Here is a 16272-nt window from a genome sequence, read left to right on the forward strand (position 1 = left end):
CTACAGTCCGGCGAACCAGCAGATCTCCTCCACGTCGTCTCCGGCGACGTCGAGGGTCCGCCGTGCCCCGGCCGGCGCGAACCCGGCCTCGGAGAGGAAGCGGGTGCGAGATTCGTCGTTCTTGACGATCCAGATCTGTACGCGCTCCATGCCCTGGTCGCGCACGAGATCGGCGCAGGCGGCGAGCAGGCGCGATCCGTGCCCGCGGCGTTGCTCGGCAGCTGGGACCTCGAGGGCCAGGATCTCCGCCGTGGGCGGGGTGTCGGATCCCGCCAACATGGATCCGTCCTCTGCCTCCCTCTGCTCTGCTCTCACGATCTCGACGGGTACCTCAGCCGGTGCGTAGGCAGCGAAGCCCACCACCCGGGCACCGTCGAGCGCGGTGAGGACCCGGTGCTGATTGGAGGGGGGCGCCGTGATGGCCTCGTGCCACTGCGACGCGAAATGATCCGCATCCAGGATCTCGCGCACCGCCGCATCGAGTTCGTGCCCCAGTCCCGCCGCCAACGAGGCACGGAGGGTGCGGGCGTGGATGTCACCGATCATCGGGGCGTCCTCAGGGAGCGCAGGCCGCACTGAGAGATCGGCCGTGGGAGAAGCGAGGCGCATCTACTCAGCCTACGGCCCGGCGGTGGTCACTCCGTGCCGTCATCGACGGGCCGTCCCTCACGTGTGCTCTCCAGCCGGAGGATTTCCGGTGGGACAGTGCCGCGGCAGGAGGCCTGCCGGGGTGGCGGCGATGGCTCGGATCCGGCGGTACGGTGCCGCTATGCAGCGAACATTCGGCTCGGTAGCCGTGGCCATGGTGACCCCGATGAGAGAGGACGGCTCAGTCGATGCCGACGCGGCCGCGGTCGTCGCGGACAAGCTCGTCCGCGACGGCGCCGATGCGCTCGTGGTGCACGGCACGACAGGTGAGTCCTCCACCACCCACCAGCCGGAGAAGGACGATGTCACCCGCGCCGTGGTCGAGGCCGTGGGCGACCGCGCGATGATCATTGCCGGCGCCGGATCGAATGACACCGCGCACGCGGTCCGCATGGGCAAGGCTGGTGAACGTTCCGGCGCCCACGGCTTGCTCGCTCTCACCCCGTACTACAACCGGCCCTCTCAGGAGGGCGTGTACCGGCACATCGTGGCGATTGCCGACGCCACCGACCTGCCGGTCATGGTCTATGACATCCCGGGCCGCACCGGCGTGGCGATCGCCGACGATACTCTGGACCGCCTGGCCGAGCACCCACGCATCCTCGCCGTCAAGGACGCCACCGGAGACGTGCCGGCGGGCTTCGAGCGCATGGCGCGCACCGGGCTGGAGTTCTACTCCGGGGACGACGCGCTGAACTTCGCGTGGCTCGCCCACGGAGCCTCCGGCGTGGTCTCCGTGGTGGGGCACGTGGCAGCGAGGTCCTACGCCGAGATGATCGCCGCGGTGGACTCCGGAGATCTCCCGGCGGCGCGGGTGGTGGCCGGCCGCATGCGACCACTGGTCTCCGCGCTGATGGGCACCGGCCAGGGGGCGGTGATGGCCAAGCACGCCCTGCACCAGATGGGTGTGATCCCCTCCCCGGCGGTCCGGCTTCCGCTGGTGACCGCCACCGAGGCCGAGGTGGCGGAACTGACGTCCGAGCTCCAGACTGAGGGATTGCTCCGAACCGCTGACGCCTGAACCGCTGTGGGCGGCCGGCGTGGCGCCGGCCGCCCACAGCGGAATCGTCTGCTCAACGGAGCTGGGTGCTCAGCCCTTCACGGCTCCCTGCAGGCCGGAGACGATACGGCGCTCCATGGCGAGGAAGAAGACCAATGCCGGGATCATGGCCACCGTGGTGAAGGCCAGCACCCCGGCGGTGTCCGAGGCGTACTGGCTGGAGAAGTCCGCCACACCCAGCGGCAGAGTTCGCATGCTGCCCCGCAGGATGAGCAGCGGGAGCAGGTAGGCGTTCCACGAGGCCACAAAGGCGAGAACGCCGACCGTCACCATGCCTGGACCGGAGAGCGGGATCAGGATCCGCCAGAAGAAACCGATGCGCGAGGCGCCGTCGATCTGGGCGGCTTCTTCCAGTTCCTTGGGCAGTGCCCTCAGGAAAGGCCGCAGGATCACGATCGTCATCGGCAGCGCGAAGGCCGCCTGGGGCAGCGCCACGCCCCACCACGTATTGGTCATCGACAGATCGCGCACCATGAGAAACAGCGGGACGATCGCCACGGTCAGCGGGAACAGCAGGCCGAGGACGAAGACCAGATAGAGCTGGTCCCGCCCGGCGAAACGGTAGCGCGCCAACGGGTAGGCGGCCATCACCCCGAAGATCACCACGATCACCGTGGTGATGATGGCGATGATCGCCGAGTTCAGGGTGAGTTGCCAGAAGGTCGGCGAGTTGAAGATCCCTGCGTAGTTCTCAAAGATCCACGGATCGGGCAGGCCCACCGGCTCACTGGCGAGCTGGGCGTTGGACCGGAAACCACCGAGGACGGCATAGAGCACCGGCCCGACGGTCGCGGCCACGACAATGAGCGCCACGGCGTAGACCAGCGGGTTGCCACCGCCGCCGCGGCGCAGGCCACGGTTCGCAGTTTGGGGGCTCATCGGGCTGCCTCCTCGGCGCGACGCTGCTTCCGGGTACGCACCACGGTGTCATCCGCGTTGTCGCGTTTGAGCACAAGAGTCTGATAGAGCACGGCGATGGTGAAGGAGATGACGAACAGGATCACGGCCACCGCGGAGGCGTAGCCGTACAGGCTGCGGTTGGCGCCGTTGTCGATCATGTAGATCGCCATGGTGATCGTCGAGTCCAGGGGCCCGCCGCCGGTGAGGATGTAGACCATGTCGAAGAGTTGCAGTGAGCCGATGATGGACAGGAAGCCCCAGGTGCGGATGGTCGGCCCGAGCAGCGGGACCGTGATCCGCCACTGCACCTGCCACCAGTTCGCACCATCGAGCTGCGCGGCCTCGTAGAGGTCTTCGGGCACACCCTGCAGACCGGCCAGGAAGAGGATGATGGCCAGGCCCAGGTACTTCCACGTGATGACGCCCATGACGGTGAACAGGGCGATGTCCGGATCGGCCAACCAGAGTTGCGCGTAATCACCGAGGCCGACGGCTTCGAACATGGCCGTGAACGGGCCACGCGGCTGGAGCAACATGGCCCAGATCACGCCGGCGACGACCTCCGCCAGTACGTAGGGCATGAAGATCACCACGCGCAGCAGGGTGCGTCCCCAGATCTTCCGGTTGAGCAACAGCGCGATGGCCAGGCCCAGCGGCAACTGGATCACGATCGAGAGCACCACGATCACCAGGTTGTGCATGATCGCGCCGGAGAAGAAGTCACTCAGTGACGGATCAGCGATGTTGCCCGAGAAAGCACCGGTGAAGGTCGGTGTGGTCAGCGCGCGGCGGTAGTTGTCCAGGCCGACGAAGTCGGTCGGCGGCCCGAGGCCGTTCCAGGAGTAGACCGAGTAGCGCGCCGCCTGGATGACGGGGACCACCACAAACATCGCGAAGAGCACGAGTGCCGGGGTGACGAAGAAGGCGATCTCGGCGCGCGTGCGCCAGGAATTGGGACGTGAGCCGTCGCGTCGCCGGCGCTGGGGTGCGGGGTCCCCATCCCGGCGGCGGACCTCGGTCCGCCGCCGGGACAGGGTGTGAAGGTCGGACATCAGCCAGCGGACTCGATCGCGTTGACGATGTCTTCCGGTGATGCCTGTCCGCCGAACATGCGCACGATCGCGTCGTTCATCTCACCGCCGACAGCCTCACCGAGAAGGGTGTCCAGGTAGAGCTGCACGTACGGTGCCGTGTCGCGGTACTCAAGCAGCTGGGCCATGGACTCGTCGGCCACGTACTCCGTGGCCGAGGGGTTGGTGGGAAGGCCCATGTCGTTCTCGGCGAAGCCCTGCTGCACCTCATCGGAGAGCAGGTGCTCGATGAAGTCCACGCAGATGTCCGGGGCGTTCTCGGCGCAGGCCCAGGCGTCACCGCCGCCCATCTGTGCTTCGGGGTCGCCGTCGGCGCCGTCCACGGCCGGGAAGGGGAACCAGCCCAAGCGGCCGTCGAGTCCTTCGCCGTCCTCAGTCAGGCCCTGCAGCACTCCGGGCTCCCAGTGGCCGGCGAGTTCCATGGCGACCTCTTCGGCGGCCAGCAGGCCCGAGGCGCTCGTGGGACCAGCCTGAGCCGGGGTGCCCAGGAATCCGGTGTTGAAGGGCTCGACGTCAATGAGGGCCTGCAGGTCCTCGCCGGCGCGCGTGAAGCACTCGTCGGAGAGGTCCATGTCGACCGTGGCCGTTTCCAGAGCCTCCACCGAGCACTGACGCACCGCGAAGTAATACCAGTAGTGCGCTGCCGGCCAGCCGTCCTGAGCTCCGACCGAGATCGGTTCGATGTCGGCTGCCTTGAGCCCGTCGATGACGTCGTAGAGCTCATCCATCGTGGTGGGCGGCTCCACGCCGGCCTCGTCGAAGAGGTCGGTGTTGTACCAGAAGCCGACCAGGCCGATCGAGAAGGGCAGGGCGTAGGTGCGGCCGTCGAGCTCATAGGCAGCAGCGGTGGCCGAGATGGTGTCGATGGTGTCCGGGGCCAGGTCGGTGAGGTCCTTGATCAGACCCGCTTCGACCTTGGCGGCCATCTCGCCGCCCCCGCGCTCCATGAAGACATCGGGGTTGTCGCCCGTCTGCCACGAAACGGCAAGCCGGTCGACCATGTCGGTGTGCTCCATCGCCTCGATCTCGATGGTGAGGCCCTCATGCATGGCCTCGAAATCAGCAGCCACCTCCTCGTAGAAGCCTTGGCCCGGCTCGTTGTTCGAGTTGTGCCACCAGGTCAGCGTCACAGCGTCACCGGACTCGCCGGCGTCGTCCGTCTCACTGTCGGTGTCGGTGGTGTCGTCCGTCTCGGTGGCGTCGTCATCGGTCCCGGCGAGCGGGTCCTCCGAGTCGCCGTTGCCGCAGGCGGCGACCAGCGCCATGGCAGCGGCGGCACTGAGCGCCACCACTCTCCGCCTGCGGGTACTTCTCGTCGTTGATCGCATTGTCGTGATCGTCCTCTCCAGTCACCGTTGACGGGGCCAGAAGGTTCTCTTGCCCGGAACGTTTCAGAGTCTGACACGAAAGTCTTTCGAAATCGACATCCCCGGCGTGCTGTAGTCCAACCGTGACCATCCGTGGCGTTCGGACCGGTCTGTGCTCGACGCGCGGGGTGGGCTTTCGGAGATGGGGCGGTGGGTTTCGACATGGGCCCCGCGGGCCTGTCCGCGGGGCCTTTGCCGCACCGACCTGGCAGAATCGAACCCGTGAGTCACTCCCACCCTGAACTGAACGAGCCGAGTCCCATCCCCGACGGAGGTCTGCGGATCATCCCGCTCGGCGGCCTCGGCGAGGTGGGCCGGAACATGACCGTCTTCGAGCACGCAGGCAAGATCCTGATCGTGGACTGCGGCGTCCTCTTCCCGGAGGACAGCCAACCTGGCGTGGATCTGATCCTCCCGGACTTCAGCTACCTCGAGGGCCGCTGGGACGACGTCGTGGGGGTGGTGCTCACCCATGGCCACGAGGACCACATCGGTGCGGTGCCCTACCTGCTCCGGCACCATCGCGAGATTCCGGTCATCGGCTCGGAACTCACACTCGCGTTCATCGAGGCCAAGCTCAAGGAGCACCGCATCAAGGCCGTCACCCGCCTGGTGCGCGAGGGGCAGCAGGACTCCCTGGGGCCCTTCGATCTGGAGTTCGTCGCGGTCAACCACTCCATCCCCGACGCGCTGGCGGTCATGATCCGCACCACCGCTGGCAGCGTGCTCCACACCGGTGACTTCAAGATGGACCAGCTCCCGCTCGATGGGCGGATCACCGACCTACGCGCCTTCGCGCGTCTGGGCGAGGAGGGCGTCGACCTGTTCCTGGTCGACTCCACCAATGCCGAGGTCCCGGGATTCACCGCGCCGGAACGTGACATCGGCAAGGTGTTGTCGAACGTCTTCGCCGAGGCGGGTGGCCAGATCGTGGTGGCTTCCTTCGCCTCACACGTTCACCGCGTCCAACAGGTCCTCGACGCCGCACACGCACACGGCCGCAAGGTCGCCCTGGTCGGTCGCTCGATGGTCCGCAACATGGGGATCGCCAAGGAGCTGGGGCACCTCGACGTCCCCGAGGGCACTCTCATCGACGTCAAGCACATCACCGACTTCCCCCCGGAACAGACCGTGCTGATGGCCACCGGCTCCCAGGGCGAGCCCATGGCGGCGCTGAGCCGCATCGCCAACAAGGACCATCGCGTCTCCGTAGGACCCGGCGACACCGTGATCTTCGCGTCCTCACTGATCCCCGGCAACGAGAACTCGGTCTTCCGCGTGATCAACGGCCTGATGCGTCTCGGTGCGAAGGTGGTCCATCAGGGCAATGCCAAGGTGCACGTCTCTGGTCATGCCTCGGCCGGTGAGCTGCTCTACTGCTACAACATCGTGCGCCCGAAGAACGTCATGCCGGTGCACGGCGAGATCCGCCACCTCGTGGCCAACGGAGCGCTCGCGGTCCAGACCGGTGTGCCCGCCGAACGCGTGGTGCTCGCCGAGGATGGCGTGGTGGTCGACCTCCTCGAGGGCAAGGCCCGGATCGCCGGGGCCGTGCCGGCCGGTTATGTCTACGTCGACGGCTCCTCCGTCGGTGAGATCACCGATGCGGAGCTGAAGGACCGCAGGATCCTCGGCGAAGAGGGCTTCATCGCCATTTTCGCTGCCGTCGACGCCACGAACGGCACGGTACTCACCGGGCCGCACATCCAGGCACGCGGCATGGCTGAGGATGATGCGGTCTTCGATGCGATCCTCCCGGATGTGACCGACGCCCTGAACGAGGTGGTGGCGCGCGGCAACGCAGACACCCACCAGATGCAGCAGGCCATGCGGCGAGTCGTCGGGCGCTGGGCCGCCCGGAAACTCCGCCGCTCGCCGATGATCATTCCCACGGTGGTCGAGGCCTGAAACCCCGCCACACCGGGAGTCGTCCCGGGCGGCGTCGGCCGTGACGGTTAGCGTGGCCAGGTCATGAGTGCGCGCACCAAGAAAAACGAATCTGCCCCACGGAAGCAGCCGGCCAACGAGCGAAAGCCCCGCTCGCCGCGCTCCGCGGCTGCTGCGGCGAGCCCGAAGAAGGGGGCCGACTCTCCGCCGGAGAAGCAGCCCGCCGGTGAGTCGGCCTTGGCCCGCGATGGCATCGCCCTCGGTCTGATCGGCCTGGCGATCATCATCGCGCTGCGCGAATGGGCGGGCCTGTCCGGAATCGCGGGCGAAGCGATCCACTACGCTGCGGCCGGCGCCGTCGGCCTCCTCGCTGTGCTGCTACCCCTGGTGCTGGTCGGCCTGTCGATCCGGATGTTCCTGCGTCGTGGGCAGACGCAGGCCGATGTGCGGATCGTCATCGGTACCACCGCTCTGGTGATGGCGGTGTGCGCCCTCATCCATGTCTTCTCCGGTCTCCCGGCACCCAGCGGGGACTTCGACGCGCTCATGGCAGCCGGCGGACTCCTGGGCTGGCTCATCGGTACTCCGCTCACCGTGCTCCTCTCGGAGTGGGGTGCGGTACCGATCCTGATCCTGTTGGGTTTCTTCGCCGTCCTGGTCATCACCGGTACGCCTGTGGCCACCTTCGGCCGTCAGGTCGGCGACCTCTTCCGGCGTCTTGTCCCGGCTCGTGCGGAAGCTGAGGATGAGGTCGACCAGGAGGATCTGATCGACTCCACGCGCCCCGTGCAGCCCAAGCGACGTGGGCGCCGGGCACGAGCCGAAGCGGAGGGCGGTGCCGCGACCGAGGTGATGCCGGGTGCGTACGCGCATGACGAGGCCTTCGAGAACCCGGCCCTGCGCGGCACCCCGGACGAGGCCGTCGGTCCTACTGAGACGTCGGGTGGCGCTGCAGAACGACCAAAGCCGGCGACGCCGGGCAAGAAGAAGGTCCCGGCCGCAGGCGAGGGGGACAAGCCCGAGCTTCAGGCCCCGCCCACCGAGCCGCTGCCCGCGCGCGCCGAGCAACTCGAACTCTCGCCGGACATCACCTACACCCTGCCCTCCGACGAAGTCCTGGTGAAGGGGGCTCCCCACAAGGCCCGCTCAGCGGCCAACGATCGCGTAGTCGAGGCCCTGACTCAGGTCTTCGCGGACTTCGGCGTCAATGCCGAGGTCACCGGATTCTCCCGCGGCCCCACGGTCACCCGCTACGAGGTCGAACTCGGCTCGGGCGTCAAGGTCGAGCGCATCACGGCGCTGAGCAAGAACATCGCCTACGCCGTGGCCAGTGCCGACGTCCGGATCCTCTCGCCGATCCCCGGGAAGAAGGCCATCGGGGTCGAGATCCCCAATGCCGACCGGGAGACTGTCGCGCTCGGGGATGTGCTGCGCTCCTCGGTGGCCCGGCGGACCGAGCACCCGCTGGTGGTGGGTGTCGGCAAGGACGTCGAGGGCGGCTACGTGGTGGCCAACCTCGCCAAGATGCCGCACCTGCTGGTCGCCGGAGCCACTGGGGCAGGTAAATCGAGTTTCGTGAACTCGATGATCACCTCGGTCATGATGCGCTCCACGCCCGAAGAGGTGCGCATGGTGCTGGTGGACCCCAAGCGCGTGGAGCTGTCCATCTACGAGGGCATCCCGCACCTGATCACCCCCATCATCACCAACCCCAAGAAGGCTGCCGAAGCCCTGGACTGGGTGGTGCGGGAGATGGACGCGCGCTACGACGATCTCTCCTTCTTCGGTTACAAGCACATCGATGACTTCAATGCCGCGGTCCGTGCCGGGCACGTCACCCCGCCTCCGGGCAGTGAGCGCAAAGTCGCGCCCTATCCGTACCTGCTGGTGATCGTCGATGAGCTGGCCGACCTGATGATGGTCGCTCCGCGCGACGTGGAGGCCGCGATCCAGCGCATCACCCAGCTTGCTCGCGCTGCCGGGATCCATCTGGTGCTCGCCACCCAGCGCCCCTCGGTGGACGTGGTCACCGGCCTGATCAAGGCGAACGTTCCTTCACGGCTCGCCTTCGCGACCTCCTCCCTGGCGGACTCGCGCGTGGTGCTCGACCAGCCGGGCGCCGAGAAGCTCATCGGCCAGGGCGATGCGCTCTTCTTGCCCATGGGATCTGCCAAGTCGATGCGCGTGCAGGGCGCCTGGGTCACCGAATCGGAGATCCACGCCGTCGTCGAGCACGTGAAGTCCCAGCTCAAGCCCACCTACCGCGAGGACGTCGTCCCCTCGGTGCAGAAGAAGCAGATCGACGAGGACATCGGTGACGACCTCGATCTGCTGCTGCAGGCCACAGAGCTCGTGGTCACCACCCAGTTCGGGTCGACCTCGATGCTGCAGCGCAAGCTGCGCGTCGGCTTCGCCAAGGCCGGGCGGCTGATGGACCTGCTCGAGTCACGCGAGGTCGTCGGGCCCACGGAGGGCTCGAAGGCCCGCGACGTGCTCATCAGCCCCGATGACCTGCCGGCCACCCTGGCGCGGATGCGCGGCGAGGAACCCGAGGAGGACGAGACCGTGGGCTACGGCGAGGACTCCGTCTCGACCGGCACCGACGACCAGGACGCTGAGAGCGTCACCCGTGCGCTCCCGGCCGACCGTTACGCCGAGGGCACGAGCGGTCATCTGCCGCCGGCCGCCGACAGCTGGGACGACGAGGAGGACGAGGGCGATGAGGACGCCTGGGGCCTCACCGATCGCCGCTGACTCGGGCTGAGGCTGGTCCTCCCCGGGCGGCGCTGCCGCCGGGCGCACAGCGCTGGCCTACTCCTGCGAGCGTGGGACGACCACGACCGGCTCACCACTGGGCTCGGGCGCCTCGGGCCGTTCGAGCTCCGTGCCCATCACCTCGGTGACTCGCGCGTATCGACGTTCCAGATCGGCTTCGCTCAGCTGGAGTCCGCTAGGGCGCTCGGCCGGATCGGTCTCGAGCAGTTCCGCCAGAGGCCAGATTCGCTGCGCGCCCAACCGGTCGACGGTGTTGGCCGCCCACTGCAGGTCGGTCACCTGAGCCACGCCCTCGGTATCGACGGCCACGGTGGCCACGACCATCGTTCCCGTGGCCGTCTCCATGATGCAGCAGAGCTCGTCCTGGTTGGAGATGAAGTTGCCCATGGACCACACCACGGGCATGCCGGTTCCGTGGGGGCCGCCGTCGAGGGTCTCGATGGGTTGGGGGGTGTGGGAGTGGTTGCCGTAGATGAGGTCGATCTGGCCGTCGGCGGCCAGTGCTTCGGCGATCTCGAGTTGTTCGGTGACGGGTTCGTGGACGTATTCGATGCCCCAGTGCAGGGAGGCGATGACGAGGTCTGCGCCGTCTTCGCGGGCTTGGCGTGCTTGTTCGCTGAGGCGGTCGGGGTCGGCGTCGGAGACCATCCAGGGTTGATCGGCCGGTGGGGGCAGTCCGTTGTCGATGGTGGTGCCGGCGATGTGGGCGATGGTGATTTCTCGTCCGCCGCGTTCGAGGACGTAGAGCTGGGGTTGTTCGGCTTCGGTCTCGGTGCGCGCGGTGCCCACATGCCCCATCCCCGCCTCATCGAGCAGATCGAGTGTGCGCATCAGGCCGGCGCTTCCGCGGTCCATGGAGTGGTTGGTGGCGGTGTTGCAGCCGTCAAAGCCCAGCTCACCGAGACCGGCGATGAGCTCATCGGGCGCGCCGAACATCGGATAGGCGGTGACCTGTTCGCCCTCCGGGGCGATGGGTACCTCCAGGGAGCACAGAGCGAGGTCCGCGCCGGCGATCCAGTGCTCCACCCCGGCCATCAACGGGTAGAAGTCCCAGCCCTGTCCATCGCCGGGCCAGGTCTGCGTGCAGTTCTGCGGGTAGGCCTCCCAGGCATCTCCGGTGGTGGCCCAGTCCGCGGAGCAGTTCACGGTCGCATGGGGGAGGACGTCACCCGAGGAGACGATGGTGAACTCGGCCGGCTCGAACTCCGGTTCAGGTTCCTGCGTGGGTTCCGGGCTGGTCTCGGGATCCGGGCTCGGCTCGGCACCGGGCTCCTCGGATGTCGGTTCCGGGCTCGGGTCAGCGCCGGAGACGGCGGAGTCGGGGGTGCTCGGCGTGCAGGCCGCGACCGCGACGAGGGCGGCGATCGCCACGGCGGAGCGCCTGCGCGCCAGTCGAGGGGAGGTCATGGCCCGGAGGCTACCCGTGCTCACTGTTCGCGTGGCACCACCACGGCGGGTGTGCCGCTGGATTCCGGGGCACTGGAACGCTCGTGTTCCGTGCCCATGACCTCCTGGAGCCGGGCGTAACGCGCGACCAGAGTCGTCTCGGAGAGCGTCAATCGCGCTGGCCGCTCGGCCGGATCAGCATCGAGAAGTTCGGCGATGGGGTAGAGGTACTGCTGACCGTCGCGGTCGTTGGCCACGCCGGCCCACTCAAGACCGGTGACCCGGACCTCACCCGTGGCCGCTGCTTCGACGGTCGCGACCACCATGGTCCCGGTCGCCGTCTCGGGTGCGCAGCAGTGGTCACTCTGGTTGGAGATGAAGTTGCCCATGGACCACACCACGGGCATGCCGGTTCCGTGGGGGCCGCCGTCGAGGGTCTCGATGGGTTGGGGGGTGTGGGAGTGGTTGCCGTAGATGAGGTCGATCTGGCCGTCGGCGGCCAGTGCTTCGGCGATCTCGAGTTGTTCGGTGACGGGTTCGTGGACGTATTCGATGCCCCAGTGCAGGGAGGCGATGACGAGGTCTGCGCCGTCTTCGCGGGCTTGGCGTGCTTGTTCGCTGAGGCGGTCGGGGTCGGCGTCGGAGACCATCCAGGGTTGATCGGCCGGTGGGGGCAGTCCGTTGTCGATGGTGGTGCCGGCGATGTGGGCGATGGTGATTTCTCGTCCGCCGCGTTCGAGGACGTAGAGCTGGGGTTGTTCGGCTTCGGTCTCGGTGCGCGCGGTGCCCACATGCCCCATCCCCGCCTCATCGAAGACCTCGAGGGTGTGCACGACCCCGGCAACGCCTCGGTCCATCGAGTGGTTGTTCGCCGTCGTGCAGCCGTCGAAGCCCAACTCGCCCAACCCGGCCACGATCGGTGCCGGGGCGCCGAAGGTGGGGTAGTAGGTGATCTCCTGGCCCGGAGGGGCGATGGGTACCTCCAGGGAGCACAGAGCGAGGTCCGCGCCGGCGATCCAGTGCTCCACCCCGGCCATCAACGGGTAGAAGTCCCAGCCCTGCCCACCGCCGGCCTCCGTCGCTTCCCGCTCGGCAGAGAGCACCACCCACGGGTGGGGGAGGACATCACCGGAGGAGACGATGGTGAACTCTGCGGCCTCGAACTCGGGCTCCGGCTCGACGTCGGGCGACTCCGGAGCGACCTCCGGCGTCTCCGGCTCGGTGGCGGGCGTCTCCGGCTCCGGGGCGGCAGTGCGACTCGGCGCGTGGGGCGGATCGGGGTCGGACACGCCCGGGCTGCTGGGTGTGCATGCCAGGAGCGTCAGCGCCGCCGCGAGACTCGGGCCGATCACGAATCGGCGGCGGCGCGCGGCAGTGTGGACAACCCTCATGAGCGCGAGGTTACCGGCACGGGAGCCGTGCTCTGGCGAGAAACCTGGCACGGCGACACGCCAGCCCAGGGGCCTGGGAACGCCACTGTGGCGTGCCGAGCGCCCATAACGATCCGGTCGCACTCTGGTGAACCGCCGCACAGTGACTTTCGGGTCTATCGTTGCCGTCCTATGGTGTCCCTCGTGTCTCAAGAGCAGTCAACCTCTACGGAGACTGACGTACCAGCTGAGCAACCCCCGTTGCTGAACATCGCCAACGCACTGACGGTGCTGCGGCTGGTTCTCGTCCCGGTCTTCATCGCCATCTTCCTGGCCGGCGCCGTCGGCGACCTCACCGGAACGGTCGGATACTCGCTGACCGCGCTGGGCGTTTTCGCTCTGGCCGCGGCCACCGACAAGCTCGACGGCTCGATCGCGCGCGCCCGCGGCCTGGTCACGAACTTCGGCAAGCTCGCCGACCCCATTGCCGACAAGGCGCTGGTCATCGCCGCCCTGGTGTTGCTTTCCTGGTCCACGGTGCTGCCCTGGTGGGTCACCATCGTCATCATCGTGCGTGAGCTCGGCATCACCCTGCTGCGCTTCGTGATGGTCCGGCGCGCCGTCATGGCCGCCTCCCAGGGCGGCAAGATCAAGGCCGTCTTCCAGTTCGCCTTCATCATGGTGCTCCTGGTGCCGTGGGGGCAGATGGTCCCCGGTGGCGTGGCTGACGTGCTGCACCTGGCTGGATGGGCATTGGCCCTGATCGCCGTGGCGATCACGGTGGTGACGGGTCTGGACTACGTCGTCAGTGCCGTGCGCATCTCCCGCTCCACCCAGCAGGAGCGGCAAGCTCCCACAGCCGACTCTGCGTCTGCTGCGGAGGAGGACTCCCTGCACGCCGGCCACGAGCTCGACGACGTCTGCTCCTCCTTGGAGCGCGCACCAGAACAGGAACTGCGCTGAACGATCCTGATTCACCACGCCCGCACTCGGGAGACCGATCCCGAGGGCAGGCTGAGGGTCGCACCGAAGTGGCTCAGGTGGGCCACGTCAGCCCAGAAGCGGCGGGCCGGGCTTCGCGCGCCCAGGCCGTGATCGCCGCACTCAACGCCCGCGGCGTCACCCTGGGCATCGCGGAGTCCCTGACCGGGGGAATTCTGTGTGACGCCTTCGTCTCGGTCCCCGGGACCTCCGCAGTGCTGCGTGGCAGCGTCACCGCCTACGCCCCGGATGCGAAGTCGCGGGTCCTCGGCGTGGACAGTGCGTTGCTCGATGAGCACGGCACCGTGCACCCGGAGGTCGCACGGCAGATGGCACGCGGGGCGTGTGAGATCTTCGAGGCCGACTACGCCGTGGCCACCACCGGCGTGGCCGGTCCCGGGCCTTCGGACGGACACCCCGCCGGGACTGTCTACCTCGCGGCCATCGGCCCGCGCGTGACGGCCACCCGGTACCTGCTTCTGTCCGGCCCTCGCGCTGCAGTGAGGACAGCGGCGGTCGAGGCGGGGCTGGCACTGCTGGGTGAGGTGCTCCGAGATTGAGACGGGGAACAAAGCAAGGCGCCGTGTCGTTCCATCCGTGTAGCGTAGAAAACCATCACAGGGCTGGGTCGCCAGTCAGCCCGAGGTATCGGGGAGAGGAGGCAGGGAAATGATCATGTTCCGCCGGGAAATCGGGGACGTGCTCCGCGAGGCGCGCCAACGTCAGGGTCGGACCCTGCGTGAGGTCTCATCAGCTGCACGGGTGTCGCTGGGATATCTCTCCGAGGTCGAGCGAGGCCAGAAGGAAGCCTCCTCAGAGTTGCTTGCCTCGATCTGCGAGGCTTTGAACGTGCCGTTGAGCTTCGTCCTGCGCGCCGTCTCGGATCGTGTGGCCGTGGTGGAGGGCGTCGCGATTCCGGACACCGTGCCGGAGGACCTGTTCCGGCCCGAGGATCTGCTCGGCGACCGCGATCTGCTCGAACCGGTCGGCTGAGACCCTTCTCGCTGTGGCCGGATGTGCCCGGTCCGTCAGGGCCGGGCACATCCGCACCTCCCGTGCGCGCACCGGGTCAGCTCTGCCGCTGGCAGCCGGGGCACCAGAAGATCGGCCGCGTCCCCAGGCCTGATCCAGGCTCCCCGATGCCGGCATCGGGATCACCGGCCTGAGCCACGCCTCGTGCGATGAGCTGGCCGCAGCGACGGCACGGCCGGTTGAGTCGGCTGTGCACGTTGCTCCGGGGACCCTCCTCGCCCGTGGCGGTCGGGGTGCGCGCCATCGCGGAACGCCACATGAGCTGACGTCCGGCGCTCAGCAGGGCTGTCGCGGTCTCGGCGTCGAGGTCACCGCAGGCCAACCACGGCCACACTCGATGGTGCCAGAGCGTCTCCGCGCAGTAGATGGTGCCGAATCCGGCGATGACGCGCTGATCCAGGAGCGCTTCGCAGACGGGTCGCTGGCCTTGGTCCACCAGACGTACCGCACTCGCAGGGGCATCGAAGTCCGGCGCCAGTACATCGGGTCCGAGGTGACCGATGACCTGGTGCTCATCACGCGTGGCCACGAGATTCACCATCCCGAGTTCGATTCCCAGCGCTGTCCAGGCCGGGGTCGCGAGCACTGCCCGCACGCGAGGTGAGCGGTCCGCCCTTCGCCCGCTGCCGCGTCCCGCGGAGGTCAGCTCGGACGTGGCGATGATCCGCCATACCCCGTCCATCCGCAGGTGTGTGTGCAAGGTCCGGCCATCATCCAGTCGCGCCAAGAGGTTCTTGCCGTGCGTCGCGTGGCCGGTGATCACCCGGCCACGGAGGTCGTACCCGCCTACGCTCGGCCACCGCAGTTCACCGCGGCTGAGCCGTTGCCCCGCCAGGGCCTGGTCCAGTCGGCGCGCCACACGCAGCACGATGTCACCCTCGGGCACGGTTTCTCCCGCCTAGCCGGCCGCCCGGATCGCCCGGAGCGCGGCATGAAGCTGGGCCAAGCCGGGCTGACCGGGAGCGGAGGAGCGCCCGGCGCTGGCGAAGGTCCCCGCTGATCCGAACAGGTGACCGGTCAAGCGGGTCACCATCCCTATGGCTCCCATGGACATGGTCATGACGGGCGTGTGGTGGTGCGCAGTGAACTCGGCGGTGGCCTCCAGCAGGGCCGCGGAGTCGCGCGGAGAGCCCGGTGTGACCGCCAGCTTCACCACCTCAGCACCCGTGGCCTGCATGGCGAGCAGGTGATCGACCATGGCATGCACCGGTGGGGTGTGTGCGAAGTCGTGCGCGGAGACCACGACGGCGGTGCCGTTCTCGCGCGCGCAGGCCCGGATCTCCTCGACGAAGGCGCCACCGTAGGCGAACTCGACATCGACGGCTGCCACGCCGGCGGTCGAGGCGAGGGCGGTCAGGATCTGCATACTGTCCGCGTTGCGGACACCAGCGGCACCACCTTCGTCGGCAGAGCGCAGCGTTGCGAGCAGCGGGACGGGGGAGAGCACGCCGCTCACGGCGCGAGCGGTCTCCGCGGCGTGGTGGGCATCGAGCGTGGCGAGGTGATCGGCACGCCATTCCACGACGTCCGGCCGCTCACCCGCGCCGAGGGCGGCCAGCGACGCCGCCTGAGTGAGCACATCGGCGGGCTGCGCCGCGAGGACGGGCACCAGGACGGCAGGGGAGCGCTCCGGAGCGAAGGGCAAGGGCATCACCTGCGCATCGTAGGCCCCGCGTGCTTCCCGAGCCGAGCCGCCTCGAGCAGCCCGGTGGCCAGTCCCCCGGCCACTCCCAGGACAGCACAGGAAGAGCACAAGACGAACGGCGGCATCAATG

The 16272-nt window shown here is 68.2% G+C and carries 14 protein-coding genes; 6 read left to right on the forward strand and 8 right to left on the reverse strand.

The features are described 5' to 3' along the window. Positions 1–609: a GNAT family N-acetyltransferase gene (locus tag EDD31_RS12110; RefSeq protein ID WP_123304377.1), complete on the reverse strand. Its 609-nt coding sequence runs from the start codon at positions 607–609 to the stop codon at positions 1–3. Positions 610–769: 160 nt separating this feature from the next. On the opposite strand from EDD31_RS12110, the gene dapA reads away from it, so the two are divergent. Next, positions 770–1669: a 4-hydroxy-tetrahydrodipicolinate synthase gene (gene dapA, locus EDD31_RS12115; protein ID WP_245991163.1), complete on the forward strand. Its 900-nt coding sequence runs from the start codon at positions 770–772 to the stop codon at positions 1667–1669. 69 nt (positions 1670–1738) lie between these two features. Here the strand turns inward: dapA and EDD31_RS12120 are convergent, their stop codons facing one another. The 3 genes from EDD31_RS12120 to EDD31_RS12130 are packed head-to-tail and all read right to left on the reverse strand — an operon-like array spanning position 1739 to position 4988. Then, positions 1739–2587 (reverse strand): carbohydrate ABC transporter permease, encoded by an 849-nt coding sequence (locus EDD31_RS12120; protein WP_123304378.1) that lies wholly within the window; start codon positions 2585–2587, stop codon positions 1739–1741. Continuing rightward, complete coding sequence (locus EDD31_RS12125) at positions 2584–3660, reverse strand: carbohydrate ABC transporter permease (RefSeq protein ID WP_123304379.1); 1077 nt, start codon at positions 3658–3660, stop codon at positions 2584–2586. The genes EDD31_RS12120 and EDD31_RS12125 overlap by 4 nt, the downstream gene beginning before the upstream one ends. Beyond that, a complete protein-coding gene (locus tag EDD31_RS12130; RefSeq protein WP_245991165.1) occupies positions 3660–4988 on the reverse strand; it encodes an ABC transporter substrate-binding protein in 1329 nt (442 codons plus the stop codon). Before EDD31_RS12130 ends, EDD31_RS12125 begins: the two co-directional genes overlap by 1 nt. A gap of 300 nt (positions 4989–5288) precedes the next feature. Here EDD31_RS12130 and EDD31_RS12135 point away from each other — a divergent pair, with 300 nt between their 5' ends. Then, entirely contained in the window at positions 5289–6974 is a 1686-nt protein-coding gene (locus EDD31_RS12135; protein ID WP_123304380.1) for a ribonuclease J, read from the forward strand. Between the two features lie 63 nt (positions 6975–7037). After that, the gene (locus tag EDD31_RS12140; protein WP_123304381.1) at positions 7038–9707 is read left to right on the forward strand and encodes an FtsK/SpoIIIE family DNA translocase; all 2670 of its coding nucleotides are present in this window, start codon (positions 7038–7040) and stop codon (positions 9705–9707) included. A 57-nt stretch (positions 9708–9764) separates the two neighbouring features. Here the strand turns inward: EDD31_RS12140 and EDD31_RS12145 are convergent, their stop codons facing one another. Together EDD31_RS12145 and EDD31_RS12150 are read right to left on the reverse strand one after the other, a co-directional pair. Continuing rightward, positions 9765–11135, reverse strand: coding sequence for a CapA family protein (locus EDD31_RS12145; protein ID WP_148058947.1), 1371 nt, complete (start codon positions 11133–11135; stop codon positions 9765–9767). Positions 11136–11155: 20 nt separating this feature from the next. Continuing rightward, positions 11156–12505 carry a CapA family protein gene (locus EDD31_RS12150; protein WP_123304383.1) on the reverse strand — a complete coding sequence of 450 codons (1350 nt, stop codon included), beginning with the start codon at positions 12503–12505 and terminating at the stop codon, positions 11156–11158. A 183-nt stretch (positions 12506–12688) separates the two neighbouring features. Here EDD31_RS12150 and pgsA point away from each other — a divergent pair, with 183 nt between their 5' ends. From pgsA to EDD31_RS12165, 3 genes are all read left to right on the forward strand, one after another. Then, complete coding sequence (gene pgsA / locus EDD31_RS12155) at positions 12689–13447, forward strand: CDP-diacylglycerol--glycerol-3-phosphate 3-phosphatidyltransferase (protein ID WP_245991167.1); 759 nt, start codon at positions 12689–12691, stop codon at positions 13445–13447. A 77-nt stretch (positions 13448–13524) separates the two neighbouring features. After that, a complete protein-coding gene (locus EDD31_RS14815; protein ID WP_170163128.1) occupies positions 13525–14025 on the forward strand; it encodes a CinA family protein in 501 nt (166 codons plus the stop codon). Positions 14026–14134: 109 nt separating this feature from the next. Further along, positions 14135–14458, forward strand: a complete 324-nt coding sequence (locus EDD31_RS12165) for a helix-turn-helix domain-containing protein (RefSeq protein WP_123304386.1) — start codon at positions 14135–14137, stop codon at positions 14456–14458. Between the two features lie 76 nt (positions 14459–14534). Here EDD31_RS12165 and EDD31_RS12170 read toward each other — a convergent pair whose 3' ends face one another. Beyond that, a complete protein-coding gene (locus EDD31_RS12170; RefSeq protein WP_123304387.1) occupies positions 14535–15383 on the reverse strand; it encodes a DNA-formamidopyrimidine glycosylase family protein in 849 nt (282 codons plus the stop codon). Positions 15384–15395: 12 nt separating this feature from the next. Continuing rightward, positions 15396–16148, reverse strand: a complete 753-nt coding sequence (gene aroD, locus EDD31_RS12175) for a type I 3-dehydroquinate dehydratase (RefSeq protein ID WP_123304388.1) — start codon at positions 16146–16148, stop codon at positions 15396–15398. Positions 16149–16272 lie beyond the last annotated feature (124 nt).

The sequence above is a fragment of the Bogoriella caseilytica genome, from assembly GCF_003752405.1.
Taxonomy (GTDB): Bacteria; Actinomycetota; Actinomycetes; order Actinomycetales; family Actinomycetaceae; genus Allobogoriella; species Allobogoriella caseilytica.